This window comes from Variovorax boronicumulans (genome assembly GCF_040544675.1).
Classification (GTDB): domain Bacteria; phylum Pseudomonadota; class Gammaproteobacteria; order Burkholderiales; family Burkholderiaceae_C; genus Variovorax; species Variovorax boronicumulans_D.
Window position 1 is genome coordinate 302,875 of record NZ_JBEPKK010000004.1, and the last position, 22,005, is coordinate 324,879.

Here is a 22,005-nt window from a genome sequence, read left to right on the forward strand (position 1 = left end):
CTCAGCGCTTCGCACCGCGGCGCGAGCTGGCTTGGGGCGGCCCGGCGCGACGCTCAGCCTTGCTGCTGCGCCATCAGTTCGTCGAACGACACCGACTTCTCGTTGACCTTGGCCTTGGCAAGCACGAAATCGGTCACGTTGTTTTCGATGACCACGGCTTCGACTTCGGCCAGGCGGTTGTTGTCGCTGAAGTACCAGCGCACCACGTCGGCCGGCTTTTCGTAGCTCGCGGCCAGCTCGTCGATGTGGGCCTTGATCTGCTCGGGCTTGGCCTGCAGGTTGTTGGCACGCACCAGCTCGGCCACCACCAGGCCAAGGCGCACGCGGCGCTCGGCTTGGGGACGGAACACTTCCTCGGGAATCGGGGCCTTGTCGGCGTCCTTGATGCCGCGCTGCTTGAGCTCGGCGCGGGCGCCTTCGATCATGCGGGCGACTTCGGACTGCACGCTGGCGTTGGGCAGGTCGAGTTCGGCGTTGGCAACCAGCGCGTCCATCACGGCGTTCTTGTTGCGCGCCAGCAGGCGGAACTTCACTTCGCGCTCGAGGTTGCGCTTGATGTCGGCGCGCAGGCCCTCGACGGTGGCTTCGGCAATGCCGAGCGACTTGGCCAGTTGCTCGTTGACTTCGGGCAGGTGGGTGGCTTCGATCTTCTTCACGGTGACCATGAAGTCGGCTTGCTTGCCGGCCACGTCCTTGCCGTGGTAATCGGCCGGGAACGACAGCGGGAAGGTGCGGCTGTCGCCGGACTTCATGCCGCGCACCGCGTCTTCGAATTCCTTGAGCATCTGGCCTTCGCCGACCACGAACTGGAAGTCTTCGGCCTTGCCGCCCTGGAAGGGCTCGCCGTCGATCTTGCCTTCGAAGTCGACCGTGACGCGGTCGTCGTCCTGCGCGACGGCGTCTTGCGCGCGCTGGGCAAAGGTGCGGCGTTGCTTGCGCAGGATGTCCAGGGTCTTGTCGATCGCGTCGTCGCCCACTTCGGCCGAGAGCTTCTCGACTTCAGCGCCGGACAGGTCGTTGATCTTGACTTCGGGGAACACCTCGAACACCGCGTCGAAGGCCAGTTCGCCCTCGGGCGACTCTTCCTTCTCGGTGATGCGGGGCTGGCCGGCCACGCGCAGCTTGGCTTCGTTGGCGGCTTGCGAGAAGGCTTCGCCGACCTTGTCGTTCATGACTTCGTAGTGCACCGAGTAGCCATAGCGCTGGGCCACGACGTTCATCGGCACCTTGCCGGGGCGGAAGCCATCCATCTTGACGGTGCGCGCGAGCTTCTTGAGGCGCGAATCGACTTCGTTCTGGATGGTGCCGACCGGCAGGGTCAGCGTGATCTTGCGTTCGAGCTTCTCGAGAGTTTCAACGGTCACGGTCATGGTGTCTTCCTTGTGAGGGGCTGGTGCGCGGGGCCTGCATCTTTTTTATCAATACAGATCAAGGACTTACACGCGCTGGCGGGATTGATGCGGAGGCACACACGTGCCGCCTGCAAAACTGGGCAACCCGCGATTCTAATCCGCCGGAAAAGCGGGTCTTCACGGGGTGTCGCCCGAGCGCAGACGGCGGTCAGGCTCAGCCAATGTTCGCGTCTTAAAGTGAACTTCGATTCGTTCCTCCCCGCAGGAACGCACAGGAGATTTCATGCTTCAGCGATTGTTCGCCGCCCTCGCCTTCACCCTTGTCGTGGCACTGGGAATGCCCTCGCTGGCCCAGGCCAGGACCGATGCGCCTGCGCCGGGCGAGCCCACCATCCAGCAGATCTATGAAGCGGCGAACGGCGGCAGGATGGCCGACGCCGACACCATGATCGCGAAGGTGCTCAAGGACCATCCCAACAGCGCCAAGGCCCATTTCGTCCAGGCAGAACTCCTTGCCGCGCAAGGCAAGCTCGACAGCGCAAGAGGCGCGCTGGCCAAGGCCAAAGTGCTCTCACCCGACCTCTCCTTCGCCAAGCCCGAAGCGGTCGAACGGCTGACCCGCAAGCTCGATGCGCCTGCTGCTGCAGCGCTGCGAACCGAGCCTTCGCGCACGAGCATGCCCACCGCTGCGGCGCAGCCAGCCGAAACCAGGACAGGGTCGATGCCTTGGATGCCGATCGCCCTGGTGGCGCTGCTGGCCGCCGGCTACCTCGCCTTCCGCCGCCGGGTGGCGCCGCCCGCCGCCCCGGCCCCGTCGTACGGCCCGGCGCCCGGCGCGGCCACCATGCCCTATGGCTCGGCAAGCTACAGCCCCGCCGGAAGCTGGCCGCCCGCGACGACGCGAGCATCCGCTCCGGGCATGGGCGGCATGGGCCTGGGCTCGGCACTGGCCACCGGCGCGGCCGTGGGCGTGGGTGCGGTCGTGGCGCAGGAGGCCGTGCGCCACTGGATGCAAGACCGGCCGGAAGCCTCCGGCGCGGACAGGAACGACGCATCCCGCATCGCCAACAACAGCAATGCCAGCGACAACGGCAATGCCGAAATGGGCCGCAGCCTCTGGCCTTCTTCGCCACCGGAGCAGCCGGAGCGCATCGTCGACAACGACTTCGGCATCACCGACACGGGTTCGTGGGACGACGCGAGCAGCAGCAGCGGCTCGGACAGCAGCACCAACGACTGGTGAGCAGGTCCAGAAGAAAAGAAAAAGCCCCGGTCTCTTGCGAAACAGGGGCTTCTTCACTGCGCGATAGCACGGGCTATTTGCAGGGCTGGTGCGCGGGGCCGGACTCGAACCGGCACGTTCTTGCGAACGTCAGGACCTAAACCTGGTGCGTCTACCAATTTCGCCACCCGCGCGATGCCAATCTTTGAGGTGAATGCAAAAGCGGACGGTCTTCAGGCACCCGGAAAACACCTGGAGCCAAAGACCATCCGCTTGAAATCGGTCAGCCTGCGATTTTAAGCATGAATGAGGGCCTCATCCGGTGCCGTCGGTGCGTCCGGCGTCTTCGCCGGCTCCCTCTTCACCCGGAATGCCGCGGCATACATTGCCGGCAGCGCCAGCAGGGTGAGCACCGTGGCCACGATCAGCCCGCCCATGATCGCCACGGCCATCGGCCCCCAGAACACGCTGCGCGAGAGCGGGATCATCGCCAGCACCGCAGCCGCCGCCGTCAGCACGATGGGCCGCAGGCGCCGCACCGCCGACTCCACGATCGCATCCCACGCGGGCACCCCGGCCGAGCGGTCGCTTTCGATCTGGTCGATCAGGATCACCGCATTGCGCTGGATCATCCCCATCAGCGCGATCACGCCCAGCAGCGCCACGAAGCCGAACGGCCGGTTCAGCAACAGCAGCGCGCCCGCCACGCCGGCAATGCCCATCGGCCCGGTGATGAACACCAGCAGCGAGCGGCTGAAGCTGTGCAGTTGCAGCATCAGCAGCGTGAACACCAGGAACAGCATGATCGGCACGCCCGCCACGATGGAAGCCGAGCCCTTGCTGCTTTCCTCGACCGCGCCCGCCACTTCGATGCGATAGGCGCCCTGCCCGGCCGCGCGCCAGCCGGCTTCGAGCTCGCGCAGCCTGGGCAGCAGTTCGGCGGTCACGGTCGCGCCTTGCAAACCTTCGCTCACGTCGCCCTGCACGGTGATGGCGTAGTCGCGGTTCTCGCGCCACATCACGCCGGGCTCCCAGGTGAACACCGGCCGGGCGATCTGCGTGAGCGGAATCGAGCGGCCCGAACTCGTCGGGATGTAGGCGTTGCCTATGTCCGAGATGGCCTCGCGCTCGTCGGGCGACTGGCGCAGCACGATGTCGATCAGCAGGTCGTTCTCACGGTACTGGCCCACGGTGGTGCCGCTGAACATCGTCTTCGAGGCCTGCGCGATGGCCTGGCTGGTCACACCGAGCGCGCGCGCCTTGGCCTGGTCGATCTCCAGACGAATCACCTTGACCGACTCGTTCCAGTTGTCGTTCACGCCGCGCATGTTGGCGTTCTCGCGCAGCACCGCCTTCACTTCGTCGGCGTGCGCGCGCAGTTGCGCGGGCTCGGTGCCGATCACGCGGAACTGCACCGGATACGGCACCGGCGGCCCGTTGGGCAACAGCTTGACGCGGCCGCGCACCTCGGGAAACTCCTCGGCCAGCAGCGCGGGCAAGCGCAGCCGCAACCGCTCGCGCACCTTCAGGTCGCTCGCGAGCACGATGAGCTGCGACACATTGGTCTGCGGAAACACCTGATCCAGCGGCAGGTAGAAGCGCGGCACGCCGGAACCGATCCAGGTGCTGACGGTCTTCACGCCCTCTTCCTTCATCACCCGTTGCTCGACGCGCCTGGCCACTTCTTCGTTGGCCGCGAACGAGGTGCCTTCGGGAAACCAGAGGTCGACCATGATCTCGGGCCGGCTCGAATCGGGAAAGAACTGCTGCTGCACCTTGCCCATGCCGAAGATGCCGAGCGCAAAGATCAGGACCGTGGCACCGATGGTCAGCCAGCGATGCTCGACGCACCAGTTCACCGCGCTGCGAAAGCGGTTGTAGAACGGCGTGTCGAACAGCTCGTGCGGTCCTTCGACAAGCTCAGGATGAGCGGATGCGGCGTGCGGCTTCACCTTGAGCAGCAGCGTGCCCAGGTACGGCACGAAATACACCGACACGATCCACGACAGCACCAGCGCAATCACCGTCACCGCGAAGATCGCGAAGGTGTATTCGCCCGTCACCGACTTGGCGATGCCGATCGGCAGGAAGCCCGCCGCCGTGATGAGCGTGCCCGTGAGCATCGGCTTGGCCGTGACGTCGTAGGCGAAGGTGGCGGCACGCACCTTGTCGTAGCCCTCCTCCATCTTGCGCACCATCATCTCGACCGCAATGATCGCGTCGTCCACCAGGAGGCCCAGCGCAATGATCAGCGACCCCAGCGATATCTTGTGCAGCCCGATGCCGAAGTAGTTCATCGCCAGGAAGGTCACCGCCAGCACCAGCGGAATGGTGATCGCCACCACCAGCCCCGGGCGCACATCGACGTACCAGCCGAAGCGCCCGCCCTTGTGCAGGCCCAGCGCAATGATGCTCACCGCCAGCACGATGGCCACGGCCTCGATCAGCACGCCCACGAACTCGTTGACCGAGCTGGCCACCGACACCGGCTGGTCCTGTACCTGCGCGAGCTTCACGCCCAGCGGCAGGCGCTGGTCGATCTGCGCCGTGGCCGCCTTCAGCGCCTTGCCCAGCGCGATGATGTCGCCGCCCTTGGCCATGGAGACGCCGAGCGCGATCACTTCCTTGCCCTGGTGGTGCACCTTCACGGCCGGCGGGTCGACGTAGCCACGGCGGATCTCGGCGATGTCGCCCAGCTTGAGCTGATTGCCCGAGGTACCGCGGATCGGCATTTCGCGCAACTGTTCGACGCTGGTGAACTGGCCCGCCACGCGCACCTGCACCACGTCCAGCGGCGACTGGATGGTGCCGGCGCTTTCCACCGCGTTCTGCGCGCCCAGTTGCGCCAGCACCGCGTTGAAGTCCAGCCCCAGTTGCGCCAGGCGCTTCTGCGAGATCTCGATGTAGACCTTCTCGTCCTGCACGCCGAACTGGTCGACCTTGGCCACGTCCTTCACGCGCAGCAACTGCTGGCGAGTTTCGTCGGCCAGCGTCTTGAGTTCGGCGTAGCTGAAGCCTTCGCTCTCCAGCGCGTAAATCACGCCATAGACATCGCCGAAATCGTCATTGAAGAACGGCCCCTGCACGCCCGCGGGCAGCGTGTTGCGGATGTCGCCGATCTTCTTGCGCACCGTGTACCAGACGTTCGCCACGTCCGCGGCCTTGGACGAATCCTTGATCTGGAAAATGATCTGCGACTCGCCCGGCTTCGAATAGCTGCGGATCTTGTCGGCGTAGGGCGCCTCCTGCAGTGTGCGTTCGAGCTTGTCGGTGACCTGCTCGGCCACCTGTTGCGCGGTGGCGCCGGGCCAGTAGGTGCGCACCACCATCGCGCGGAAGGTGAACGGCGGGTCTTCGTCCTGCCCGAGCTGGAAGTAAGCGAAGGCGCCCAGCACCATCAGCACCACCATCAGGTAGCGCGTGAGCGGACCGTGGTCCAGCGCCCATTTGGAGAGATTGAAGCCCGGCTTGTCGACAGCCTTGTCGGCGGGGTTCGCTGCGCCGTCCGTCATTTGGCGGCACCCGCAGCGATCTCCTTCTTGGCTGCGGCGACGGGCTCGACGGCCTGCGCGACGCCCGCCGTGTCCTTCGCATTGGCGGCGGCTGCGGCCGCCTCCTTGGACTGGTAGATGGTGACCTTCTGCCCCGGCGAGAGCACATGCACACCCGCGGCCACCACCATCATTCCCGGCGTGAGCCCGGCGGCGATCACGGCCTCGTTGCCATCGGCGGTGGCCACCTGCACGGGCTGCGAGCGCACCGTCATCGTCGATTTGTCGAGCACCCACACCGCCGTGCCCTTGCCCTCCTGGCGCAGGGCGCTGGTCGGCAGCTTCATCACCGCGGTGCTGTTGTGCGCCAGCGCCTGCGGGCGGGCATAGACGGTGGCGCCCAACGCGGGCGCGGTGGCCGCGTCGATGGCGACCTTGACCGAGTAGGTGCGCGTGACCGCGTCGGCGCTGGCCGCCACTTCACGCACCAGCCCCTGCAATTCACCGCCGCCGGACCAGCCGCGCACGGTGACCGGCGAGCCGGTCTTGATCAGCTGCGCGCGGTCTTCGGGCACTGCGAACACCACGTCGCGCGCGCCGTCCTGGGCGATGCGCACCACCGGCGTGCCGGCCTGCACCACCTGCCCCGGCTCGGCCTCGATGGCGGTGATGACACCCGCGACGTCGGCGACCAGCGTCGTGTAGCTGGACTGGTTGCCTTGCGAAGACAGTTGCGCCTGCGCCTGTTCGAGCTGCGCCTGCGCGGCCTTCCAGGTGGTTTCGCGGCGCTCCAGTTCGGCGCCGCTGATGAAGTTTTGCTCGCGCAGTTCGCGATAGCGCTTCAGGTCTGCGGCCGCCAAGTCGCGGTTGGTGAGCGCGGCGGCCTGCTGGGCGCGCGCGGCATCGGCGGCCAGCTTGTAGTCCTGCGGATCGAGCTGGGCCAGCACCTGGCCGGCCTGCACATGCTGGCCGAGCTCGGCCTGCCGCTTGATGATCTTGCCCGCCACGCGGAAGCCCAGGCGCGATTCGACCCGGGCCCGCACCTCGGCCGAGAACTCGGGCTGGGCATCGAATCCGCTGGTGCCCACGGTCACCAGCTTCACTGCCCGCACCGGCTCCTGCGCCGCCGGCTTGGGCGAACAGCCCGCCAGGAACAAGGATGGGATCAGCAGCCAGAGGGCGCTGCGCGCACGAAGAAATGTGGCAGAGGCGGTCATGAGACACCCAAGAAAGTACAAACCAGGTCATTAATGACCCACCGGTTAGTAATTTAGGGTAAACGTTAAATACTGTCAATGACCGCCGGGTCAGTTGACAGCACCGAAGCCCAAGGCTTCAGGTCCGCTGACCCATCTCCACCAGCCGGTTGTCCGGCAGCTCGAAGTAGTCCGAAGCGCGCCCCGCATTGCGCTGCAGCCAGCCGAACAAAGCCCGGCGTATCGGGTTCAGCCCCGGCAGGTTTTCCTCTCCGACCGAGGCACGGGAAACGAAATACGAGGTCTTCATCGAGTCGATCGCCAGTGTCTTCTGGTAGGCCAGGATGCGGATGAATTCGGGCACATCGGGCCGCTCCATGAAGCCGTGGCGCGCCGTGACGACCCAGATGCCGTCCATGAGTTGCTCGGCCTCGATGCGCAGGCCCGCGTCCACGCGCGGCGTGTCGCAGGACAGCACGCGCATCACGATCACCTGCTCGTGCAGCACCTGGTTGTGCTTGAGGTTGTGCAGCAGCGCGTGCGGCACGGCGGTGGCGTCGGGGTTCAAAAACACCGCGGTGCCGCTCACCCGGTGCGGCATGTGCAGCGCCAGAGATTCGATGAAGGGCCGCAGGGGCAGGCTCTCGGCCGCAGCGGCTTCCAGCCCCAGCCGGCGCCCCTTGGCCCAGGTGGTGAAGAGCACCATCACGCCGGCCGCCACCGCCAGCGTGAGCCAGCCGCCGTCGGCCACCTTCAGGCTGTTGGCGAGCACGAAGGTCAGGTCGACCACGGCGAACGCCACCACGCCCACCACCACCGCCACCTTGTTCCACTTCCACAGGCCCCAGGCGACGACGCCGGCGAGCAGCGTGGTCGTCACCATCGTGATCGACACCGCGATGCCATAGGCCGCCGACAGCGCCCCCGAGCTGCGGAAGCCCAGCACCAGCAGCAGCACGCCCACCATCAGCAGCCAGTTGACGGCCGGCACATAGACCTGCCCGATGGCCGAGCCCGAGGTCTGCACCACCCGCATGCGCGGCAGGTACCCCATGCGCATCGCCTGCACGGTGAGCGAGAAGGCGCCCGAGATCACCGCCTGCGAAGCGATCACCGTGGCCATCGCGGCCAGCACCACCATCGGCAGCACGCCCCACGAGGGAAAGAGCCGGAAGAACGGGTTGTCGATGGCCGCGGGATTCGCCAGCACCAGCGCGCCCTGACCGAAGTAGTTGAGCACCAGCCCCGGCAGCGCGATGAAGAGCCATGCCAGCCGGATCGGCCTGGCGCCGAAGTGCCCCATGTCGGCATAGAGCGCTTCCCCGCCGGTGAACGCCAGGAACACCGCGCCCAGCACGGCGAGCGACTGCACCCGGTGTTCGATCAGAAAACCGAGCGCACGCCGCGGGTCCAGCGCCGCCAGCACCTGCGGCTGCTGCAGCACCTGCCACAGGCCCGCCACGGCCAGCACCCCGAACCACAGCAACATGACCGGCCCGAAGATCTTGCCGACCACGCCCGTGCCCTTCTTCTGCACCATGAAAAGCGCGATCAGGATCACCACCGTGATCGGGATCACCGCGCGCTGCAGCACCGGCGCCCGCACTTCCAGTCCCTCGACCGCCGACAGCACCGAGATGGCCGGCGTGATCAGGCTGTCGCCGTAGAACATGGCCGCGCCCACCAGGCCCAGCAGGCCGATCGCGTTCCACACCCAGGGCCGTGTCTTCGGGCCCGCGACCGCGTTGCGCGCGAGCGCCTGCAGCGCCAGGATGCCGCCCTCGCCGTCGTGGTCGGCGCGCAGCACGAACACCACGTACTTGAGCGTCACCACGAACATCAGCCCCCAGAAGATCAGCGACAGCAGCCCCAGCACCGAGTCCGGCGAAAACGGCACGCCGTGCTCGGGGTTCAGTGTTTCCTTGAAGGCATAGAGCGGCGAGGTGCCGATGTCGCCGAACACGACGCCCAGCGCCGCGATCATCATGCCCGGCCCCGCCGGGTGAGCCGCCCCGCCATGCGCGGGTGTCTGAGCCTTGGAAACCGGGGCCGGTGTGTTCATGGGCGAGCTGTTCTGAATGGCAAGGTGCCGAGCATAGGGCCGGGGGACATCGTGTCGCGGACAATCGTGGCGTGTCCGCCACTCCCCATCAAGCCGCCCCGCCGGCGCACTACGAAAACTTCCCGGTCGCCTCCTGGCTCTGCCCGCCGCACCTGCGCCCGCCGATTGCCGCGATCTATCACTTTGCGCGCACCGCCGACGACATCGCCGACGAAGGCGATGCCTCGCCCGGCGAGCGGCTGGCCGAGTTGCGCGCCTACCGCGACGAGCTCGCCGCGGCTGCCCAAGGCCAGCCGCTCGCCACGTCGCGCTGGCCGCATGTGTTCGGCCCGCTGGCCCACAGCATCGCGCAATACGGCCTGCCCGAAGACCTGCTGGCCGACCTGCTGAGCGCCTTCACCCAGGACATCGAGAAGACCCGCGACAACGGCACCTATGCCGACCGCGCCGAGCTGCTCGACTACTGCCGCCGCTCGGCCAACCCTGTCGGGCGGCTGCTGTTGCACCTCTACGGCGTGCACGATGCACAGGCGCTGGCACAAAGCGATGCCATCTGCAGCGCGCTGCAGCTCATCAACTTCTGGCAGGACCCGAGCGTGGACCTGCCGCGCGGCCGCTTCTACTTTCCGCTGACCGACTGCGCCCGGCGCGGGCTCACGCGCGAGCACTTCAAGGTGTTCGAGCCCTTGTCGGCCGCGCCACCGCCGCAGGAGGCCGTCAACCTGGTGTCGGTCGTGTCCTTCTGGGCCCGCGAGCTCATGAACGAAGGCGCGCCGCTGGTGCATCGCCTGCCGGGCCGCGCGGGCTGGGAGCTGCGGCTGGTCGTGCAAGGGGGTTTGCGCATCCTCGACAAGATCACCGACCTGGGCTTCGACACCTTCTCGCAGCGCCCCACCATCGGCAAGGCCGATGCGCCCGTCCTGCTCTGGAAGACGCTGCGGATGCGGAGACAATGGCGCCCCATGAAAGCAGCGCCTCCCCGATGAATCCCGAGCAATACGTGCAAGACAAGGCCGCCGCCTCGGGCAGCAGTTTCTATTACGCCTTCCTGTTCCTGCCCAAGCCCCGCCGCGCCGCGATCACGGCCTTCTATGCCTTCTGCCGCGAAGTCGACGATGTGGTCGATGAGGTGAGCGACCCCGGCGTGGCCGCCACCAAGCTCGCCTGGTGGCGCACCGAAGTGGCCCAGGCCTTCGCGGGCACCCCGCGTCATCCGGTGATGCTGGCGCTGATGCCGCATGCCGCGGCCTACGGCATCGAGGCGCGCCAGCTGCTCGAAGTGATCGACGGCTGCCAGATGGACCTGGACCAGACCCGTTATCTCGACTTTCCCGGCCTCGCGCGCTACTGCCATCTGGTGGCCGGCGTGGTGGGCGAAGTCGCTGCGCGCATCTTCGGGCAGACCGATCCCCAGACCACCGCCTACGCCCACAAGCTCGGCCTGGCGCTGCAGATCACGAACATCCTTCGCGACGTGGGCGAAGACGCGCTGCGCGGGCGCATCTACCTGCCGGTCAACGAGCTGCAGCAGTTCGATGTGAAGGCGCACGAGATCCTGAACCGCGTGTACTCGGACCGCTTCGTGGCGCTCATGAAGTTCCAGGCGCAGCGCGCGCACGCCGCCTACGACGAGGCGCTCGCCCTGCTGCCCGTGGCCGACCGCCGCGCGCAGAAGCCCGGCCTGATGATGGCCAGCATCTACCGCACGCTGCTGCGCGAGATCGAACGCGACGACTTCCAGGTGCTGAACCAGCGGGTGAGCCTGACGCCGGTGCGCAAGTTGTGGTTGGCGTGGAAGGTTCAGGCCCTGGGGCGCATCTAGCCGTCGCGCCCATGGATCCATGCCAAGCTCCGTATCGAGATCTGTTCGATGCGCTCTCCCAAAGCGGGCCGGCGGAAGGTGTCTTTGAGACGTTGCTTCGTCCGTGGCTCGACGCACATGCGGAAGAACTCGACTGGCTGAATGCGTTCGCGCAGAGAGCTTCGCCGGCGCCCATCGCCATCGAGGACTCGTGGCGCCTCTACGCACTGTCGCGCGTCAACCAAGTGTTGCTGCTGGCCTTTCAGCGCAATGAGGGTGAAGGCTGGGAAGGCCCGAACCTGGGTCTGCCGGATTACATCGCGTTCATGACCGGCCTGGGTTGCCGCGTGGCCGACGAGACAGACTACTCACCGTTCTTCCACGAGATTGTCGAACTCGCTGAAGAGAAGAGAACTCTATTTTCGCGGCGCAAAGCCGTTGAACTGACAAGGGTCGACTGGCCCGCATTGATGCTCGGGACGATGATGTTCTCGCGAGCGGGCGTCGCGGTCAGTTGTGCCCCTGGCGCCCTGAATGCCGAGGTTGCAACGTCCTCTACCCTCTATTGGGAACGTTGGCGCAAGCACCGCCGGACGTCGGATCTTTCGGACGGCTGGGGCTCCAATTCGCAATGGAGAACGCCCTTTCGCCGCGACTACCTCGTCGGCGAAAAGTTGCTCTTCAACGCGGACGGCAAGCACGACTTGGCTGCGCCCGGATTGCCGGCCTCCGAGCATGACGACCTGACTGTTGCCGAGCGCATCGAGTTGCTCACGCACAGGTGCTTCGTCCGTTGCGAGAAGCCGGACGACGACTGTCATCCCTACGACGATCGCATCCAACTTCCCCGCGATTTCCGGCAATGAAGAAGCTCGCCATCATCGGCGCCGGCTGGGCCGGCCTCGCCTCTGCGGTCGAAGCCACGCGGCTCGGCCATGCGGTCACGCTGTTCGAGGCGGCGCACATGCCGGGCGGGCGCGCGCGGCGCGTGGACCACATGCACGGGATGGCGCTGGACAACGGGCAGCACATCCTCATCGGCGCCTACACGGCTACGCTCCAGCTGATGCGCGAAGTCGGTGTCGATGTCGAGAAAGCGCTGCATCGGCTGCCGCTCTCGCTGCGATTCGCCGATGGCGGCGGGCTCAAGCTGCCGCGGCTGCCGGCGCCGCTCGATCTGCTGGCGGGCATCTTCACGGCGCGCGGCTGGACCTGGCGCGACAAATCCTCGCTGCTGCGCACCGCCATCGGATGGCGCCTCGGCGGATTCCGCTGCGCGCCCGAAACCACGGTGGCCGCGCTTTGCGCCGGACTCACTTCGCGCGTGATCCAGGAGCTGATCGAGCCGTTGTGCGTGTCGGCGCTCAACACGCCGGTGGCCCAGTCGAGCGGTGAAGTATTCCTGCGCGTGCTGCATGACGCGCTCTTCAGCGGCAGCGGTGGCGCGGACCTGCTGCTGCCGCGTGTGGACCTCGGCGCACTGTTCCCCGATGCCGCCGTCGCGTGGCTGACGAACCAAGGCGCGACCTTGCGCATCGGCACGCGCGTGCGGGCCATCGCACCCGAAGCGGGGCAGTGGCGTGTCGATGACGAAACCTTCGATCAGGTGATCCTGGCCTGCGCCCCATGGGATGCCGCACGGCTCGTTCGCGCATCGGGCCTGCATGCAGACCGCTGGTGCGAAACCACCGAGGCGCTGCGCTTCGAAGCCATCGCCACGGTTTATGTGCGCGGCGCCTCGAAGCTGGCGGAGCCGATGCTGGCGCTGCGCAGCGACCCCGCCACAGCACCGGCGCAGTTCGTGTTCGACCGCTCCCAGCTCGGCGGGCCGGATGGCGTGCTCGCGCTGGTCGTCAGCGCCAACGAGGCATCGCGCGAAGTGCTCGAACAACAAGTGACCGCCCAAGCCGCAACGCAGTTGGGCCAGGCATCGCTGGAGATCATCCAGACCGTCGTCGAGAAGCGCGCCACCTTCGCCTGCACGCCCGCGCTCGCACGGCCAGCCATGCGCATCGCGCCCGGCCTGCAAGCCTGCGGCGACTACATCGAAGGCCCCTACCCCGCCACGCTAGAGGGCGCCGTGCTCAGCGGCCTGGCCGCCGCCAAGGCATCGACCACGCCATGACCGAACTGCGCTACCTCGACTTCGACTACAGCGAAGACACCGAAGGCCACGGCACCTTCGATGCCATGGCCTCGACCTCGCCGGACAAAACGCCGGAAGTGCACGCAGAAATCGCGCAGGTGCTCGCGTGGGCGGAAGCCACGTTTCCGAATGCGCGCGGCGCACTGGACGAAGGCGCAACCTGGGACCATGACCTGCAGGAAACGCGCGAAGACCCGCGCTTCATCACCATCACCTTGTCGCTCAGCGGCACCGAGGATTTCTGCGCCGCGCTGCGCGAGCAATTCGCGCTGGACTGATCAGGCCGCCTTGCTGGGCAAGCGTAGCAGGCTCAACATGAGGAGCACGAGACAGGCGGGCTAGAAACTATAGTCCGACGGTCCGCCGCGCCCCCTCCTTCCCCTCACCTCCGGAAAAAGAAATGGTCACCTGCTACCTGCGCTACATCGTCGATGCCTACAAGCTCAAGGAATTCGAGCACTACGGCAAGCTCTGGATTCCGTTGGTCGAGAAGTTCGGCGGCAAGCACCACGGCTACTTCCTGCCGTCGGAAGGCGCCAACGATGTCGCGCTGGCGATGTTCAGCTTTCCGAGCCTGGCCGCCTATGAGAAATACCGCGCCGATTCGATGCAGGACCCCGAGTGCCAGGCCGCCTTCAAGTACGCACAGGACACGCGCTGCTTCATCAGCTACGAGCGCAGTTTCTTCCGCCCGGTCTTCGAATAAGACTCAGGCGCCCAGCGCCACGCACAGCGCGTGCAGGTTCGGCACGATCAGCTGCGGTCGCGCGCCATGCACCCAGGGGCGCTCGTCGCGCACCAGCCATGCGGCCTGCATGCCGGCGTTGAGCGCCCCGACCACGTCGAGCTCTGCGTCATCGCCCACGTGCAGCACGTCCTTGGGCAGCAGGCCCACAGACGCCGCAGCGGCGCGGAAGATCGGCGCATGCGGCTTGCCGCTGCCGAAGGCGCGTGCATTGAACGCGGTACGAAACCAGCGGCCCACGCCGGTCTTGTGGATGTCGGCATTGCCGTTGGACACCGCCACCAACGGGTAGCGCTCGCTGAGCCACTTGAGCGCGGGCAGCGCATCGTCATACAGCGTCACGCGCTGGCGCTCGGCGAAGAAGGCATCGAAGGCCGGATCGGCCAGCGCCGGGTCTTCGCCGGCGCGCTTGAGGGCCGTGCGGATCGACTCGCGGCGCAACGCGCTCAGGTCGTGCGCGAGGTCGGAGCGCTCCTTGGCGGTGGCTTCGCGCAGTTCGCGCAGGATGCCGGGCGTCAACAGCAAAGAGGCGGTCTTGGGCGCCTCACGCAGCAACCATTCGTGAAGCACCGCTTCGGCGCGCTCGATGGTCGGCCAGATGGGCCACAGGGTGTCGTCGAGGTCGAGTGAAATCGCGGAAATGCGTTTGACGTCGAGGGGCGCGGCGGGTGTGGCAATCGGTGCAGACGAGGGCACAGGCGCTGTGGGGGCGGAGGTCATGCCTGAGAATATCGCATGCCTCAAGACCACGGAAACGACAGTTCCACTCCCGCAAATCCCTCCGAACGCACGGCGGTGCTCTGGTGCAACCTGGGTTCGCCCGATGCGCCCACCGCCGCCGCCGTCCGCCCTTACCTGGCCGATTTTCTGGGCGACCCGCGCGTGGTCGAAATCCCGAAAGTGCTGTGGGCGCTGATCCTGCACGGCATCATCCTGCGCGTGCGGCCCGCCAAATCGGCGGCCAAGTACGCGAGCATCTGGATGCCCGAAGGCTCGCCGCTCAAGGTGTGGACGCAAAAGCAGGCCGTGCTGCTGACCGGCTGGCTGGGCGAACGCGGCCACCGCGTGACGGTGCGCGATGCGATGCGCTACGCCAACCCTTCCATTGCCTCACGCCTCGACGCGCTGCAGGCCGAAGGCGCCACGCGCGTGCTGGTGCTGCAGGCCTACCCGCAGTACTCGGCCACCACCACGGCCAGCGTGATCGATGCGGTGAACGACTGGAGCCGCAAGCAGCGCCGCATTCCCGAGTTCCGCTTCGTCAACGAGTACCACCGCGACCCCGGCTACATCGACGCACTCGCCCAGGGCATCGAGCGCCACTGGAAGACCGAAGGCCGCGGCGAGGTGCTGCTGATGAGCTTCCATGGCATTCCCGCGCGCAACATCGCACTCGGCGATCCGTACCAATCGCAGTGCCTGGAAACCGCGCGCCTGCTCGCGGCACGGCTCGGCCTTTCGGCGGCGCAGCACCGCGTCACTTTCCAGTCGCGATTCGGCCGTGCCAAGTGGCTGGAGCCCTACACCGAGCCCACGCTGCGCGAACTGGGTGCGTCAGGCATCCAGCGCGTGGACGTTGTGTGCCCGGGCTTCCCTGCCGACTGCCTCGAAACGCTGGAGGAAATCGCGATGGAAGGCCGCGAAGCCTTCATGCATGCGGGCGGACAGACCTTCAGCTACATCCCCTGCCTGAACGACAGCCCCGCGTGGATCACCGCGCTTGCGGGCATTGCCGAACGCAACCTGGCGGGCTGGCCGACGCAAACACATTCACCGACGACATGAAAAAAGAACTGCACGAAGCCAACCGGCTTTCGTGGAACGCAGCCACCGTCGCGCACAACAGCCACAAGGGCGACCAGGCGGCCTTCTTCCGCAACGGGGGCTCCACCCTTTTCCCCGAAGAAGCCGGACTGCTCGGTGACGTGAAGGGCCTTGCCGTGCTGCATTTGCAGTGCAACGCCGGCCAGGACAGTCTGAGCATCGCGCGCCTGGGTGCCGACGTGACGGGCGTAGACATTTCGGACGAAGCCATCGCCTTCGCCACGCAGCTTTCGGCGCAGTCGGACATTCCGGCGCGCTTCGAGCGCTCGGATGTCTACGACTACTTTCGTGATGCGCAGGCGCGCGGTGAGCGCTTCGACATCGTCTTCTGCTCCTACGGCACGCTGTGCTGGCTGTCCGACCTGACGGCCTGGGCGCGCGGCGTGTCGCAGTTGCTCAAGCCGGGCGGGCGCTTCATGTTCATCGATTTCCATCCGTACGCGATGGTGTTCGACGAAAGCTGGCGCTTCCACTACGACTACTTCAACGACGCGCCCGTGCCCGAAGACGGCGTGGGCGACTACGTGGCCCAGTCGGGCGACGGCCTGGTGCGCGACGGCTACGAAACCGGCGTGCAGAACTTCGCCAACCCGCACCCTAGCTTCGAGTTCATGTGGGGCGTGGGCCAGGTCACGAGCGCACTCGCGCAGGCGGGGCTCACGCTCGAACGCCTCGACGAGTATCCGTATGCCAACGGCTGGAAGCCGTTCGAAGGCATGCGCAACATCGGCGGCAAGCGCATGGCGCCGCCCGAGAACATGCCGCGCATTCCGCTGATGTATTCGCTGGCCGCGCGCAAGCCTTAGTCGCCGGCCTTGCTCAGAACTTGCCGAGGTAGTCCAGCTTGCCGACCGGCATGCCGCTGTGGCGCAGCACGCCGTAGGCCGTTGTCACGTGAAAGAAGAAGTTGGGCAGCGCGAACTGCAGCAGGTAGCGCTGCGCCGTGAAGGTCGCCTCGCCTTCGCGGGTCTTGATGGTCACCGGGCGGTCCTCGTGGCCGTCGATGAGCGAGCGGTCCACGGTCGCCAGGAAGTCCTGCGTCTTCGCGATGCGGGCCAGCAGGTCGTCCCAGGTCTTTTCTTCGTCGGGAAAGCTGGGCGCCGTGATGCCCGCGATGCGCGCCACGCCGAGCTTGGATGCGTCGCTGGCGCGCTGGATCTGGCCGGCCAGTGTGAGCATGTCGGGCGCAAGACGTGCATCGACAAGCGCGGCCGGGTCGATGCCGTTGGCCTTGGCGTGCGCGAGGCTCTTGTCGAACAGGTGAGTCAGTTGGCCGAGTCCGCGGGTGAAGACCGGGACGGACAGGTCGTACATCGAGAGCGACATGGTGGGGTGAGCCTTGTTGTGGTTGAAGTCGGCGGCGATTGTGCGGCCGCCGCCCGTTCAACGACCGGCCGCCCGGATAAACCCTTCGATGGGCTCCAGTTGTTCGGGCACGTTCAGCGCGGGCGCGTGACCGCACCCTTTGATTTCGATGACCTGCAACAGCCCCGCCGCACCCGGGCCGCGAAGCTTCATCTCCTCGATGGCGGAGGGCAGCACCAGGTCCGACTCCGCGCCGCGCAAGCACAGCACCGGCACCTCGATGGCGTCGTAGTGCGGCCAGATCAGGTAGTCGTTGTCGTGCGCGCTGAACTGCCGGACCATGGCCGGGTCGTAGTGCGGCGTGACCCGCCCGTCGGGCAGGCGGCGGGTGGAGCTCTCGGTCAGCCGGCGCCATTGCGCATCGCTGAGCCAGCCGTAGGGCTTGTAGACGGTGCGAAAGAACGCCTCCAGCTCGGCCACCGTGTCGAACGAAGGCGGCTCGCCCGCGTAGGCGCGAATGCGCTCGATGGCGGCCTGCGCGAGCTGCGGCGCGTTGTCGTTGAGCGTGAGGCTCGCGATGCGCGCCTTCATGCGCGGCTCGAACAGGCCCGAGGCGCAGACCGTGCCGATGGCACCGCCCATCGAGGTGCCGACCCAGTGCACACGGCCCAGGCGCAGTTCGTCGCACAGCGCATTGGCCAGGCGTGCGTAGAAGGAGAGCTGGTATTCCTCGTCGGGCAGCGGACTCCACTGGCTGAGGCCGCGGCCGATGGTGTCGGGGCAGATCACGCGGAAGCCGCGCGCCGCAAAGTGCTGCGCGAGTTCGTCCATGTCGCGGCCGGTGCGCGCCAGGCCGTGCCACGCAATGACCACCGGCGCGTCGGGCGCGCCCCATTCGAGCCAGTGGGTCTCGCGGCCCGCGAGTTGGGCGTAGCGGGAGACGGGAACCAGCATGTCGCTCATCGCGCCGCCCTCGCGCGCAGCTTGCCGACGATGCCGGTCGGAAAGTAATACACCGAGAGCACGAAGAGCAGGCCCAGCCACAGCAGCCAACGGTCCGGCGACAGCAGCGCCGCCAGCCACGGCAGCCCGCTCGCGGCCTCGCTGCCCACGCGCAGCAAATCTTGCAGATAGCTTTGCGCCACCACGAACAGCACCGCGCCGATGGCCGCGCCGTAGATGGTGCCCATGCCGCCGATCACCACGATCAGCAGCACGTCGATCATGATCTCGAAGCTCAGCGAGGTGTCGGGCCCGTTGTAGCGCAACCAGATCGCGAGCATGGCGCCGGCCAGCGTGGCGAACAACGCCGACAGCACCGCCGCCGTCGTGCGGTACACAACCACGCGGTAGCCGATGGCCTCGGCGCGGAACTCGTTCTCGCGGATCGCCTGCAGCACGCGGCCGAAGGGCGAGTTCACGATGCGCAGCAGTGCGAGCACCAGCACCACGGCTGTCACGAACAGCAGGTAGTAGCAGAGCAACCGGCCGTCGAGCGAGACGCCGAGGAAGGGCTCGTCGGCAAACTCGAAGCTCGGCGAGATCAGCTCGGGCAGCTTGAAGGTCAATCCGTCTTCGCCGCCGGTGAAGTCCGACAGCTGCGAGGCCAGCGTCTGGAAGGCCGAGGCCACGGCCAGCGTGATCATCGCAAAGAAGATCGCGCGCACCCGCAGCGAGAAGAGCCCGATGGCGAACGAGAGCACCAGCGAGATCGCCAGCGATGCGCCCAGCCCCACCAGCACCGCGCCCCAGTTAGGGCCCAGCCGCGAAGCCGAGATCGCGATGCCGTATGCACCGATGCCGAAGAACATCGTGTGCGCAAAACTCACGATGCCGGTGTAGCCCAGCAGCAGGTCGAAGCTCGCGACCAGCACCACGAACACCAGGATCTTGGCCGCGACGCTGAGCGCCTTCACGCCCGGGAAGATGAAGGGCGCGAAGGCCAGCGCAATGAGCAGCGCCACGAGCAGCAGCGCCAGCAGGCGGCTGCGCGGCATGTCGTTGGAGAGAAGTCGTTTGATGAACATGACGTGCTCTTCCTCAACGGTTCGCCACGGGATACACGCCCTGCGGCCGCCACAGCAGCACCGCCACCATCAGGAAGATGCTCGCGAACTGCGTGAGCGTGGGCAAGAGGAAGCCGATGTAGTTGGTCATGAGGCCCACCAGCAGCGCGCCGATCAGCGCCCCGCCCGTCGAGCCCAGCCCGCCGATGATGATCACGATGAAGATCAGCACATTGACCTGCGCGCCCATCTGCGGCACCAGGTTCTGCTGGAACAGGCCCCACATCACGCCACCCAGGCCCGCGAGCGCACTGCCCACCACGAACACGCCGACGAAGAGCCGGCCGATGCGGTAGCCGAGCGACTCGACCATTTCGCGGTCTTGCACGCCCGCGCGGATCAGGAGGCCGATCTTGGTGCGGCCCAAGGTCCACGCGAGCACGCCGAACACCACCACACCCACCGCGACCGCAAGCAGCCGGTACTTGCTGATGGCCGCATCGCCGACCAGCAGCGAGCCGCGCAGCGCCTCGGGCAGCGGCAACGGCACTTGCGCCGGACCCCAGATCACCTTGATGAGCTCCTCGCCGATGATCATGCCGCCCATGGTGATGAGGATCTGCTTCAGGTGCTGGCCGTACACCGGCCGCACGATGAAGCGCTCGAAGGCGAATCCGATCGCGCCCGCAACGGCCATGGCGGCCAGCATCGCGGGGAACACCGCGACCAGGTTGCGCCAGAGTTCGCCGGAGCCCGTCCAGTCGCCCATGAGGCCGAGCACGCTGCTGGCCACGAAGGCACCGAGCGCGATGAACACGCCGTGGCCGAAGTTCAGCACGTCCATGAGGCCGAACACCAGCGTGAGGCCCGAGGCGATGATGAAGATGATCATGCCCATCGCCAGGCCCGCGACCGTTAGCGTGAGCCAGGTCGAGAAGGAGCCGGTGAGCGGCAGCGCGACGAGTGCGAGGATGGGGGCTAGAAGCAGGGGCTTCCAGTCGAAGTCGATCTTGGTCATGAGCGCGCGCCCTCTTGCTTTGGCTCTTGCGCCTTCCCCCTCTGGGGGAAGGCGGGGATGGGGGCAAGCGGCGCTTGCGAGGTTGCTGTGGTTCGAAGGCCGCGAGCCCCCACCCCAGCCCTCCCCCGGAAGGGGAGGGAGAAATACGTCGAATACTTCATAGAGCCAGTCCAAGCAGCGATTGCTGCAATTGCGCATCCGCAGAAAACGCCGCCATCGAGCCGCTGTGCACCACGCGCCCGTTGTCCATCACCGCGACGTTGTCGCCCAGGCGCTGCGCGAAGTTGATGTTCTGCTCCACCAGCAGGATCGTCACGCCGCTCGCCTTCAGCTCGGCGAAGGCGTCGATCATGTTGTTGATCATCACGGGCGCCAGGCCCTTGCTGGGCTCGTCGATCAGGAGCAGCTCGCGCGGCTCCACGATGGCGCGCGAAACCGCCAGCATCTGCTTCTGCCCGCCCGAGAGCTTGCCGGCCGGGTGGTTCCAGAACTTCTCCACCGCCGGGAAGAGCTTGAAGATCCACTTCAGGCGCGTCTCGTCGATCTGCCCGGCGTTCTTCGCGCCGCGCGCGGCGAGCAGCATGTTCTCTTTCACCGTGAGGTCCGAGAAGATGCCCATGTTCTCGGGCACGTAGGCGATGCCCAGGCCGGCGATCTGCGGCGTCTGCAGCGCGGTGATGTCCTTGTCCGCAAAGCGCACCCGGCCTTGCGATGCATGCCACAGGCCCATGATGGTTCGCAGCGTGGTCGTCTTGCCCGCGCCGTTGCGGCCCAGCAGCATGGTGAGCTGGCCGCGCGGCACGGCGAGGTCCACGCCGTGGAGGATGTGATACGCCCCGATGTGCGTCTGCACACCTTCGAGGGTCAGGAGATTCGGAGTGCTCATAGGTCTTGCTCCTTCCCCTTCCGGGGGAAGGTTGGGATGGGGGCAAGCGGGGCTTGAGAGGCCGCGGCGACATCAAGGCCGCGAGCCCCCACCCCTGCCCTCCCCCGGGAGGGCAGGGAGAAATTCAAATTCATCAGGCGCGTCATGCAGCCACCTCCTTCGCAATGCCCAGGTAGGCCTCCTGCACCACCGGCGAGGCAATCACCTCCGCCGGTTCGCCATCGGCCACCAGCGTGCCGTTGTGCAGCACGATGATCCGGTCCGCGAGCTCGCGCACCACGTCCATCTTGTGTTCGACCAGCAGGATGGTCTTGGTCTTGTCCTGCTTGAGCTTGCGGATCAGGTCGAGGATGACCGGCGCCTCGGCCGCGTTCATGCCGGCCGTGGGTTCGTCGAACATGAAGACCTTGGGCTCCAGCGCCATCAGCAACGCCACCTCCAGCTTGCGCTGGTCGCCGTGCGGCAGGCTCGCCACCGTGGCGTGCTCGCGCGATTTGAGCGCCACGTCCGCGAGGATCTGGTCCGCGCGTTCGGTCAGCGCCTTGTGGTCGCTCCAGATGCTCCACAGGTTCAGGCCGCGCCGGTGCGCGCCCTCGCGCGTGGCCTGCACCGCCAGCCGCACGTTCTCCAGCACCGTGAGGTTGGGGAACAGGTTGGTGAGCTGGAAGGCCCGCCCCAGCCCCGCGTGCGTGCGCGCCGACGGCGACATGCCCGCCAGCGATTGCCCGTCCAGCAACACCGTGCCCGCGCTCGCCTTGAGCTGGCCCGAGATCAGGTTGAAGTAGGTGGTCTTGCCCGCCCCGTTGGGGCCGACGATGGCCGTCAGCGTGCCCGGCGCGAAAGCGCAGCTCACGCTGTTGACGGCCACGTGGCCTCCGAAGCGGATGGTCAGGTCGCGGGTTTCAAGCATCGTTGGTCATTGCAAAGAAGAAAAAGTGCGTGGTGCCCGAC

The 22,005-nt window shown here is 66.8% G+C and carries 20 protein-coding genes and 1 tRNA gene; 9 read left to right on the forward strand and 12 right to left on the reverse strand.

The window, feature by feature from the left end:
* Positions 1–53 precede the first annotated feature (53 nt).
* Entirely contained in the window at positions 54–1,370 is a 1,317-nt protein-coding gene (gene tig / locus ABIC90_RS10055) for a trigger factor (RefSeq protein WP_354353947.1), read from the reverse strand.
* 265 nt (positions 1,371–1,635) lie between these two features.
* Here tig and ABIC90_RS10060 point away from each other — a divergent pair, with 265 nt between their 5' ends.
* A complete protein-coding gene (locus tag ABIC90_RS10060; RefSeq protein WP_354353948.1) occupies positions 1,636–2,595 on the forward strand; it encodes a hypothetical protein in 960 nt (319 codons plus the stop codon).
* 86 nt (positions 2,596–2,681) lie between these two features.
* On the opposite strand, the gene ABIC90_RS10065 is transcribed toward ABIC90_RS10060, so the two are convergent.
* The 4 genes from ABIC90_RS10065 to ABIC90_RS10080 all read right to left on the reverse strand — a co-directional run bounded on the left by ABIC90_RS10065 (position 2,682) and on the right by ABIC90_RS10080 (position 9,323).
* A tRNA-Leu gene (locus ABIC90_RS10065) sits at positions 2,682–2,768 on the reverse strand.
* 102 nt (positions 2,769–2,870) lie between these two features.
* Positions 2,871–6,086, reverse strand: coding sequence for an efflux RND transporter permease subunit (locus tag ABIC90_RS10070; protein ID WP_354353949.1), 3,216 nt, complete (start codon positions 6,084–6,086; stop codon positions 2,871–2,873).
* Positions 6,083–7,282 carry an efflux RND transporter periplasmic adaptor subunit gene (locus ABIC90_RS10075; RefSeq protein WP_354353950.1) on the reverse strand — a complete coding sequence of 400 codons (1,200 nt, stop codon included), beginning with the start codon at positions 7,280–7,282 and terminating at the stop codon, positions 6,083–6,085. The genes ABIC90_RS10070 and ABIC90_RS10075 overlap by 4 nt, the downstream gene beginning before the upstream one ends.
* Before the next feature lie 118 nt (positions 7,283–7,400).
* Positions 7,401–9,323, reverse strand: coding sequence for a potassium transporter Kup (locus ABIC90_RS10080; RefSeq protein WP_436318187.1), 1,923 nt, complete (start codon positions 9,321–9,323; stop codon positions 7,401–7,403).
* A gap of 71 nt (positions 9,324–9,394) precedes the next feature.
* Here ABIC90_RS10080 and hpnC point away from each other — a divergent pair, with 71 nt between their 5' ends.
* From hpnC to ABIC90_RS10110, 6 genes are all read left to right on the forward strand, one after another.
* Positions 9,395–10,309, forward strand: coding sequence for a squalene synthase HpnC (gene hpnC, locus ABIC90_RS10085; protein WP_354353951.1), 915 nt, complete (start codon positions 9,395–9,397; stop codon positions 10,307–10,309).
* Positions 10,306–11,145, forward strand: coding sequence for a presqualene diphosphate synthase HpnD (gene hpnD / locus ABIC90_RS10090; protein WP_354353952.1), 840 nt, complete (start codon positions 10,306–10,308; stop codon positions 11,143–11,145). The genes hpnC and hpnD overlap by 4 nt, the downstream gene beginning before the upstream one ends.
* 11 nt (positions 11,146–11,156) lie before the next feature.
* Positions 11,157–11,990 carry a hypothetical protein gene (locus ABIC90_RS10095; protein WP_354353953.1) on the forward strand — a complete coding sequence of 278 codons (834 nt, stop codon included), beginning with the start codon at positions 11,157–11,159 and terminating at the stop codon, positions 11,988–11,990.
* On the forward strand, positions 11,987–13,249 hold the full coding sequence (gene hpnE / locus ABIC90_RS10100; RefSeq protein WP_354353954.1) for a hydroxysqualene dehydroxylase HpnE: 1,263 nt from the start codon (positions 11,987–11,989) through the stop codon (positions 13,247–13,249). The genes ABIC90_RS10095 and hpnE overlap by 4 nt, the downstream gene beginning before the upstream one ends.
* Positions 13,246–13,548 carry a hypothetical protein gene (locus ABIC90_RS10105; RefSeq protein WP_354353955.1) on the forward strand — a complete coding sequence of 101 codons (303 nt, stop codon included), beginning with the start codon at positions 13,246–13,248 and terminating at the stop codon, positions 13,546–13,548. Before hpnE ends, ABIC90_RS10105 begins: the two co-directional genes overlap by 4 nt.
* A 122-nt stretch (positions 13,549–13,670) precedes the next feature.
* Entirely contained in the window at positions 13,671–13,976 is a 306-nt protein-coding gene (locus ABIC90_RS10110; protein WP_354353956.1) for an NIPSNAP family protein, read from the forward strand.
* A 3-nt stretch (positions 13,977–13,979) separates the two neighbouring features.
* Here ABIC90_RS10110 and ABIC90_RS10115 read toward each other — a convergent pair whose 3' ends face one another.
* Positions 13,980–14,735, reverse strand: a complete 756-nt coding sequence (locus ABIC90_RS10115) for an HAD family hydrolase (RefSeq protein WP_354353958.1) — start codon at positions 14,733–14,735, stop codon at positions 13,980–13,982.
* Between the two features lie 15 nt (positions 14,736–14,750).
* Between ABIC90_RS10115 and hemH the strand changes: the two genes are divergently transcribed.
* Both hemH and ABIC90_RS10125 read left to right on the forward strand, forming a co-directional pair.
* On the forward strand, positions 14,751–15,800 hold the full coding sequence (hemH, locus tag ABIC90_RS10120) for a ferrochelatase (RefSeq protein WP_354353959.1): 1,050 nt from the start codon (positions 14,751–14,753) through the stop codon (positions 15,798–15,800).
* Complete coding sequence (locus ABIC90_RS10125; protein ID WP_354353960.1) at positions 15,797–16,645, forward strand: class I SAM-dependent methyltransferase; 849 nt, start codon at positions 15,797–15,799, stop codon at positions 16,643–16,645. Before hemH ends, ABIC90_RS10125 begins: the two co-directional genes overlap by 4 nt.
* Before the next feature lie 13 nt (positions 16,646–16,658).
* Here ABIC90_RS10125 and ABIC90_RS10130 read toward each other — a convergent pair whose 3' ends face one another.
* From ABIC90_RS10130 to ABIC90_RS10155, 6 genes are all read right to left on the reverse strand, one after another.
* Positions 16,659–17,165 carry a DUF1993 domain-containing protein gene (locus ABIC90_RS10130; RefSeq protein WP_354353961.1) on the reverse strand — a complete coding sequence of 169 codons (507 nt, stop codon included), beginning with the start codon at positions 17,163–17,165 and terminating at the stop codon, positions 16,659–16,661.
* A gap of 57 nt (positions 17,166–17,222) precedes the next feature.
* Positions 17,223–18,107 (reverse strand): alpha/beta fold hydrolase, encoded by an 885-nt coding sequence (locus ABIC90_RS10135; RefSeq protein WP_354353962.1) that lies wholly within the window; start codon positions 18,105–18,107, stop codon positions 17,223–17,225.
* On the reverse strand, positions 18,104–19,171 hold the full coding sequence (locus ABIC90_RS10140; protein ID WP_354353963.1) for a branched-chain amino acid ABC transporter permease: 1,068 nt from the start codon (positions 19,169–19,171) through the stop codon (positions 18,104–18,106). The genes ABIC90_RS10135 and ABIC90_RS10140 overlap by 4 nt, the downstream gene beginning before the upstream one ends.
* A 13-nt stretch (positions 19,172–19,184) precedes the next feature.
* The gene (locus ABIC90_RS10145) at positions 19,185–20,168 is read right to left on the reverse strand and encodes a branched-chain amino acid ABC transporter permease (protein WP_354353964.1); all 984 of its coding nucleotides are present in this window, start codon (positions 20,166–20,168) and stop codon (positions 19,185–19,187) included.
* A gap of 157 nt (positions 20,169–20,325) precedes the next feature.
* Positions 20,326–21,054 (reverse strand): ABC transporter ATP-binding protein, encoded by a 729-nt coding sequence (locus tag ABIC90_RS10150; protein WP_354353965.1) that lies wholly within the window; start codon positions 21,052–21,054, stop codon positions 20,326–20,328.
* A gap of 142 nt (positions 21,055–21,196) precedes the next feature.
* Positions 21,197–21,964 carry an ABC transporter ATP-binding protein gene (locus ABIC90_RS10155; protein WP_354353966.1) on the reverse strand — a complete coding sequence of 256 codons (768 nt, stop codon included), beginning with the start codon at positions 21,962–21,964 and terminating at the stop codon, positions 21,197–21,199.
* Positions 21,965–22,005 lie beyond the last annotated feature (41 nt).

Bases quoted from the DNA above. Each gene is read 5' to 3' on its own strand.
- tig (WP_354353947.1), bottom strand. From the start codon at position 1,370: ATGACCGTGACCGTTGAAACTCTCGAGAAGCTCGAACGCAAGATCACG.
- ABIC90_RS10060 (WP_354353948.1), top strand. From the start codon at position 1,636: ATGCTTCAGCGATTGTTCGCCGCCCTCGCCTTCACCCTTGTCGTGGCA.
- ABIC90_RS10070 (WP_354353949.1), bottom strand. From the start codon at position 6,086: ATGACGGACGGCGCAGCGAACCCCGCCGACAAGGCTGTCGACAAGCCG.
- ABIC90_RS10075 (WP_354353950.1), bottom strand. From the start codon at position 7,282: ATGACCGCCTCTGCCACATTTCTTCGTGCGCGCAGCGCCCTCTGGCTG.
- ABIC90_RS10080 (WP_436318187.1), bottom strand. From the start codon at position 9,323: ATGAACACACCGGCCCCGGTTTCCAAGGCTCAGACACCCGCGCATGGC.
- hpnD (WP_354353952.1), top strand. From the start codon at position 10,306: ATGAATCCCGAGCAATACGTGCAAGACAAGGCCGCCGCCTCGGGCAGC.
- ABIC90_RS10095 (WP_354353953.1), top strand. From the start codon at position 11,157: ATGGATCCATGCCAAGCTCCGTATCGAGATCTGTTCGATGCGCTCTCC.
- hpnE (WP_354353954.1), top strand. From the start codon at position 11,987: ATGAAGAAGCTCGCCATCATCGGCGCCGGCTGGGCCGGCCTCGCCTCT.
- ABIC90_RS10105 (WP_354353955.1), top strand. From the start codon at position 13,246: ATGACCGAACTGCGCTACCTCGACTTCGACTACAGCGAAGACACCGAA.
- ABIC90_RS10110 (WP_354353956.1), top strand. From the start codon at position 13,671: ATGGTCACCTGCTACCTGCGCTACATCGTCGATGCCTACAAGCTCAAG.
- ABIC90_RS10115 (WP_354353958.1), bottom strand. From the start codon at position 14,735: ATGACCTCCGCCCCCACAGCGCCTGTGCCCTCGTCTGCACCGATTGCC.
- hemH (WP_354353959.1), top strand. From the start codon at position 14,751: ATGCCTCAAGACCACGGAAACGACAGTTCCACTCCCGCAAATCCCTCC.
- ABIC90_RS10125 (WP_354353960.1), top strand. From the start codon at position 15,797: ATGAAAAAAGAACTGCACGAAGCCAACCGGCTTTCGTGGAACGCAGCC.
- ABIC90_RS10130 (WP_354353961.1), bottom strand. From the start codon at position 17,165: ATGTCGCTCTCGATGTACGACCTGTCCGTCCCGGTCTTCACCCGCGGA.
- ABIC90_RS10135 (WP_354353962.1), bottom strand. From the start codon at position 18,107: ATGAGCGACATGCTGGTTCCCGTCTCCCGCTACGCCCAACTCGCGGGC.
- ABIC90_RS10140 (WP_354353963.1), bottom strand. From the start codon at position 19,171: ATGTTCATCAAACGACTTCTCTCCAACGACATGCCGCGCAGCCGCCTG.
- ABIC90_RS10145 (WP_354353964.1), bottom strand. From the start codon at position 20,168: ATGACCAAGATCGACTTCGACTGGAAGCCCCTGCTTCTAGCCCCCATC.
- ABIC90_RS10150 (WP_354353965.1), bottom strand. From the start codon at position 21,054: ATGAGCACTCCGAATCTCCTGACCCTCGAAGGTGTGCAGACGCACATC.
- ABIC90_RS10155 (WP_354353966.1), bottom strand. From the start codon at position 21,964: ATGCTTGAAACCCGCGACCTGACCATCCGCTTCGGAGGCCACGTGGCC.